The organism is Nocardia sp. CY41, assembly GCF_009829325.1.
Taxonomy (GTDB): Bacteria; Actinomycetota; Actinomycetes; order Mycobacteriales; family Mycobacteriaceae; genus Nocardia.
The window spans coordinates 29,375-34,765 of the sequence record NZ_VUOS01000018.1; the positions used below are offsets into that span (position 1 = coordinate 29,375).

The 5,391-nt window shown below is 67.1% G+C and carries 7 protein-coding genes; 3 read left to right on the plus strand and 4 right to left on the minus strand.

Features of this window, described 5'->3' with window-relative positions; translation table 11 throughout:
- Positions 1-12: 12 nt before the first annotated feature.
- Positions 13-1,134: a PucR family transcriptional regulator gene (locus GVY64_RS19925; protein ID WP_159843615.1), complete on the plus strand. Its 1,122-nt coding sequence runs from the start codon at positions 13-15 to the stop codon at positions 1,132-1,134.
- Between the two features lie 218 nt (positions 1,135-1,352).
- Here GVY64_RS19925 and GVY64_RS19930 read toward each other — a convergent pair whose 3' ends face one another.
- Positions 1,353-2,294, minus strand: coding sequence for a MerR family transcriptional regulator (locus GVY64_RS19930; RefSeq protein ID WP_159843617.1), 942 nt, complete (start codon positions 2,292-2,294; stop codon positions 1,353-1,355).
- A 72-nt stretch (positions 2,295-2,366) separates the two neighbouring features.
- Here GVY64_RS19930 and GVY64_RS19935 point away from each other — a divergent pair, with 72 nt between their 5' ends.
- Complete coding sequence (locus GVY64_RS19935) at positions 2,367-3,023, plus strand: maleylpyruvate isomerase family mycothiol-dependent enzyme (protein ID WP_236567003.1); 657 nt, start codon at positions 2,367-2,369, stop codon at positions 3,021-3,023.
- 34 nt (positions 3,024-3,057) lie between these two features.
- On the opposite strand, the gene GVY64_RS19940 is transcribed toward GVY64_RS19935, so the two are convergent.
- The 3 genes from GVY64_RS19940 to GVY64_RS19950 form a co-directional block, all read right to left on the minus strand.
- On the minus strand, positions 3,058-3,387 hold the full coding sequence (locus tag GVY64_RS19940) for a DUF3140 domain-containing protein (protein ID WP_159843619.1): 330 nt from the start codon (positions 3,385-3,387) through the stop codon (positions 3,058-3,060).
- Between the two features lie 19 nt (positions 3,388-3,406).
- Positions 3,407-3,625 (minus strand): DUF2945 domain-containing protein, encoded by a 219-nt coding sequence (locus GVY64_RS19945; RefSeq protein WP_159843621.1) that lies wholly within the window; start codon positions 3,623-3,625, stop codon positions 3,407-3,409.
- A gap of 226 nt (positions 3,626-3,851) precedes the next feature.
- Positions 3,852-4,721, minus strand: coding sequence for an NAD(P)-dependent oxidoreductase (locus GVY64_RS19950; RefSeq protein WP_159843623.1), 870 nt, complete (start codon positions 4,719-4,721; stop codon positions 3,852-3,854).
- Positions 4,722-4,864: 143 nt separating this feature from the next.
- Here GVY64_RS19950 and GVY64_RS19955 point away from each other — a divergent pair, with 143 nt between their 5' ends.
- Entirely contained in the window at positions 4,865-5,224 is a 360-nt protein-coding gene (locus GVY64_RS19955; RefSeq protein WP_159843625.1) for a winged helix-turn-helix transcriptional regulator, read from the plus strand.
- The last annotated feature ends 167 nt before the right edge of the window (positions 5,225-5,391 follow it).

The following is a 5,391-nucleotide window of genomic DNA, read 5'->3' on the forward strand; positions in this document are numbered from 1 at the left end:
AGGTTGACGGCAGTGACCCAGGACACTCGTCTCGCGCACCCGCGCCTGCTCCGCGAGCTGCGGGCGGACCTGGCCGCGATCTCCGAGATGATCACCAAGAGAATCGAACACGATGAGAAGGACTACGGCGACGCCGTCCTCGCTCACCACGAATTGGCCACGCTCGTCACCGACAGTCTCGCGGCATTGCTGGACGCGATCGCCGGCAGCCGGTACTCGCTCGAACCCGCGCACCGGGCCGGACGTCTCAAAGCCGAGCGTGGCATTCCGCTGGACAGTTTGCTGCACGCGTTCCGCGTCGCGGGCATGGCGTTCTGGGAGGTCATCGTCGAACGCGCTCGGCCCGACGACCGTTCCGCGCTGCCTCACCTGTCCACCCGCGTCTGGGCCACTGTCGACGCGTACTCCGTCGCGGCCGCCGACACCTATCGGCGCGTCGCCTTCACCGGGGGCGATCACCCCGATCAACGGCTGTTGCGAGCACTGCTCGATCCCGACCTCCCACCCGCGCAGCGCGAGGACGTGGGCACACGGATGCGGCTGCCCGTCCGCGGCACGTTCGTCATCCTGGTCGGCGACATTCGCTTGGCCGCGGCCGAAGTGATCACCGTACGGACGATGCTCGCCGACGATCGCGTCACCCTCGCCGCCGCGCACTCGCCACTCGTGCTCGTCCAGGCGCTCCACGACGCCGCAACGCGCGGTGGCGCCAGCAGACCGTTCACCGACCTGGGCTCCGCGCCTGCCGCACTCGACCAAGCCCGCCTTGCCTTCCGGTGTCTGCTCCCTTCGGACAGCGAAATCCACACCTACGCTTCGTCGCCGGCCCGTGCTTTGATCGCGGCCCAACCCGCGCTTGCCGCGGACCTCTTCGCCGAGACGCTCACCGCATTCGACCGACTCCACCCCGGTGACGCCGATGCTCTGGTGCAGACCGCTCTGGCCTGGTACGAGCTCGGCGGTTCGACATCGGCGGTGGGGGAGCGCCTGCACCTGCACCGCAACACGGTCTTACACCGTCTCAAACGGATAGAGCGGCTCACCGGTTCGACATTCGCGGTGCCGGCCGATGCGGCGCTGTTGTATCTCGCGTTGCAAGCACGGTTGCTCCGGGCACCGGGCGACCGGTCCTGACGGCAACGCTTCTCCCGTTGCCGGGGCGGACGTGCGTCGGTGCGAAGGACGCATGAACTATTCGTCCGCCGACCGAATCGCCCGCTACGTCGCGGCCTCGCGCACACGCGGCGATCACCGAGCCGTCAGGCGCTCAGCGAATGGCCAACCCGCGTCACTGCTCCGGCACTTGTCGGCCGGGCGGGTCACGTCCGAGCCGGACCGTGCGGGTCGGTGTGCTAGCGGCGCTTCTTACCTGTGTAGTCGGAGTCCCAGCGGAGAAGTGCTCGGTAGAGCCAGTATTGAGCGGCTCCGGACGTGGTGGCTCCGGTGATCTCGGTGGTCAGTGTCCAGTAACGGTGGATGCCGGGGTGGTTGTCGGTGGCGTTGTCGAGGAGCCTGCGCCGCAGGCGTGGGGTGTCGCGTTCGCCTCGTGCGGTGGCGTGCGCGTCGATGAACCGGTCGAGCTCGGGGCCGGGACCTGGGCGGCGGTGTGCGGTGACGAGCGGATCCACGGTTTCGCATACTTCGGCGACCGCGGTCACCAGGGCGCGTTTGTCGTGAATTCCCCTGGGGTCTGTTCGCCACAGTTGACCTGCCATCGCGACGCTCAATGCGGGATCGCTGACGCGCGCGGCGAGTTCGGCGTACGCCGCCAGATGCTCGGACGGCGGATCGGCCGGCAGGTGCGGAATGTTCATCGCGACGAATGCGTCGAATATCGCCGTCGGCAGGGGAGCCAGTAGCCGCCGCCAGAACGCTACGAGACGATCCTGCGCGTGGCGGCGGTCCTGCACAGCGGCAAGCCATTCCAGTCGAGCGGCGCGTTCCGTGGGTGCCGCATCCTCGACGGCGCGCAGCGACGCCCGCCGCCAAGCCAGCACGCCGAGTTCGCTGTCCAGCGCCGCACGCTCGGCGGCGACCGCTTCGGTGATCGACGTGCGTCCGGCGAGGACGTCGATGATCGCCGACAGTCCCAGGCCGAGCGCGCGGAGTCGGCGCAGCAGCAGTACCCGGTCCACCGCGGTCGCCGGATCGAACAATCGGTGCCCGCCGGAACTACGCCGTGCCTCCAGAATCCCTTCGTCGCAGTAGAAGCGGAGCGTGCGGACGGGCACGCCGGTCGCGCGCGACAGTTCCCCGATGCTCACCAGGCCGTCACGGCATGTGTTCTCGGTCACGATCGCTGGAACCTCCACCCCGGTGGAGTTCCTACCGTACTGGAACACCCACCGAGACAAGGAGTGACACCGATGAACGAGCACACGACGATGAGCGCCGAGCGGATCTGGCGGGCAGTGGCCGCGGAGCGGGCCGGACTGGCCGAGATGCTGGCGCGACTGCCCGAAAGCGACTGGGACCGCCCTTCGCTGTGCGCGGGCTGGCGGGTGCGTGAGGTAGTCGCGCACCTGGTGTTGTCGGCGCGCGCCGATATCCGCTGGATCATGGTCGATCTGATCCGCGCCCGCGGCAGCCTGGACCGGGCCATCCGCGAGACCGCTGTCCGCCACGCCCGGCGTCGCGCGACCGGGCAGTTGCTCGGCGAGTTGCGCGACAGCGTCGACGCGCGAGTCACGGTCATCGGCACGACACCGGCGGATCGGCTGATGGATCTGCTGGTGCACGGCCAAGACATCGCGCTGCCGCTCGGGATCTCGCGGGAGATGCCGGGCCCCGCCGCCCGGACCGCGATCGACCGGATCTGGGCCACGGGCGCACCCTTCCACGCTCGCCGGAGGTTCGCCGGTTACCGCCTGGTAGCCAGCGACATCGAATGGGCAGCGGGCGAGGGAGCGGTCATCACCGGCCCGATCGCCGCTCTCCTGCTGGTCGCGACCGGTCGCCGGGAAGGGTGGGACCGGCTCACCGGCGACGGGGCGGCATCGGCGGCGGAACGTGATCGAGTGTGATCGCGGTCGCACCCGATGTCGTGTCGCGGGCCCGTCAGCCCTTCAGCGGATCGTGGCCCCAATTCATCAGCGAGTACCGCCACCTGCTGTTCTCGATCTCCCCGGAGGGTCGTTGCTCGAGATGGCGGTGCGCGTAGCCGACGACTCTGCGCATATGCGCGTAATCGTCATCGGTCAGGTCCTTCTTCTCGAGGATGTCCACGATGCGGCGTCCGCTCCGGTGCCCGGTCGACTCGCCGCCGTCCTCCGGTTTCTGTCCCACCGATTTCGACTCGTCGGTGTCGAGCCACCGACGTAATTCTGTCGCCGTCATATTGACGACGTCGTCGAATTCCGCGCGCGTGTCTTCGTTGTCTGCCGTCATGGCGGTTTCGACTGCCCGGTCAATCATTCCGTGGACGGAGAGCGTCGGGTTTGTGCACCGCGTCGCGACCGCTTTTCGCACTGCGCACGCGATACTGCGGATCTTCCTCGGATGCCCGGACGGTCCGGCCGGCGGCCTCGGTGGAGGAGGTGATCACCTCCTCCACCTCGCCTTCGGCGGTACTGCCGTGGCTGTTCCATTCCACTTCGTCACCTTTGCTGAAGGATCGCTTGCTCATGGTCACTTCCTTCCCTCTGCTCGGTTCGACGTGCACGTGGTACCCCTGGGAAGACATCGGAAACCGATAGCTGAACCGATACTGCATCGACTCGAGCGCCGGTCAGGAAGCATCCGGCCGGACCGAACAACAGGCGTCGCGGACGCACGGCCCGACGCGAGCACGTCACCCGCTCGTGACGCCGAGAAATTCGACAACCATGAGAAGCGAAATCCTGGAGCACGGGTCAGAGGAGTTCTTCGAAAGTTCGTTCAAACCCCAGCGCGCCGCGGCCGTCGGCCACCTGACGGTCGAGAAGATTTTTCAACGGCGCGACGAAATCGAGGGTGACATTCGCCTCGCGACTGGCGCGGCTGATCGCGTCGAGCGCGGCTTTGTGAAAGGCGATCGATTGGACGGGATCGGTGTAGGCGGCGGCGTCGACGACGGCGCCTTGGTGTGGCAGCGACTCCGCCATCGCGCTGACCCACGCGGCGGCCCGCCGGCCGAACTCGGCGGCCGAGACGCCGACGGAGCGCATCATGGCCGCACCGTGCAGGAAACCGCCGAACATGGCGTACATGGTCGCGAGCAGGGCGAAGTCATAGGTCGAGGCGAAGCCCGCGTCGTCGCCGAAAAATTCTGCCGAGGCGAGTAATTCCAAAGTCTCACGGTGCGCGTCGAAGATCGCCCGCGAGCCGCTGTAGAGGATCGCGGCGCCGGGCCCGCCGATCATGGGCGGCACCGCCATGATCCCGCCGTCGAGGTAGTCGCAGTCGAGGCCGGCCGCCCAAGTCGCGAGTTCGCGCGCCTCGCCCGGGGCGGTGCTGGTCAGGTTGATCAGTTGCCGTCCGGCAAGTCGCTCGGCCACGGGGTCGAGGGTGGCGTGCACCGACGCGTGGTCGAGCAGGACGGCGATGATCGGACCGCCGGCCTCGATCGCCTCGGTGAGGGTCTCGGCTCGGACGGCTCCGGCGGCGAGAAGGTCGGCATCCTTGCCCTCGGTGCGGTTCCAGACGGTCGTCGGCACGCCTGCCTTCAGGAATGCCGCGGCGAGTGCGCGGCCCATCGCGCCGAGGCCAAGGATGGTCACCGGGGTCTTCATGGTTTCCGCCATTGCGGAATCAACTCCTTGGGGTAGAGGAACGTCCTGGTCAGCGCGCTGGAACCAAGATTGCTCGCTGCCCGAGAAGGAGGCAAGTACCTACTATTTTGTCCGGTACTTACCTATTGGTTGGTGAACAGGTGGAAAGGGTGGCGATGGGTGCGAAAAGATCAGGGCCGTACTTCTGCGGCATCGACGCCGCGATGGATGTCGTCGGCGGCAAGTGGAAGGCGCTGATCCTGTGGGAGCTGGCGAACCATGGCGTACGACGCTTCGGCGAGCTGCGCAAGGGACTGCCGGGGGTCTCGGAGAAGATGCTGATCCAGCAACTGCGCGAGCTGGAAGAGGACGGCATCGTCAGCCGGACCGTGTACCGCGAAGTGCCGCCGCGGGTGGAGTACCGGCTCACCGAGATCGGGGTCGCGCTCAACGCCGCGCTGGAACCGTTGGGCGCGTGGGGAGGCGACCGGATCGCCCGGATCGGGGCGCGTCGCGTGCAGCACCAGCCTGAGTGAATCCTTCAAAAGTGAATGTTTCACTCGGGCAACATCGTTGACCGAAAGATCAAGCTACTAGTTGGTAACTTGAGTTACTTTTGTGCATACAGCGTGTAATTGACGCATAACCGGGCCCGTCGTATGTTCCACGTCACAACTTTGGCAAGATGTGGGTGGCGGCGCGG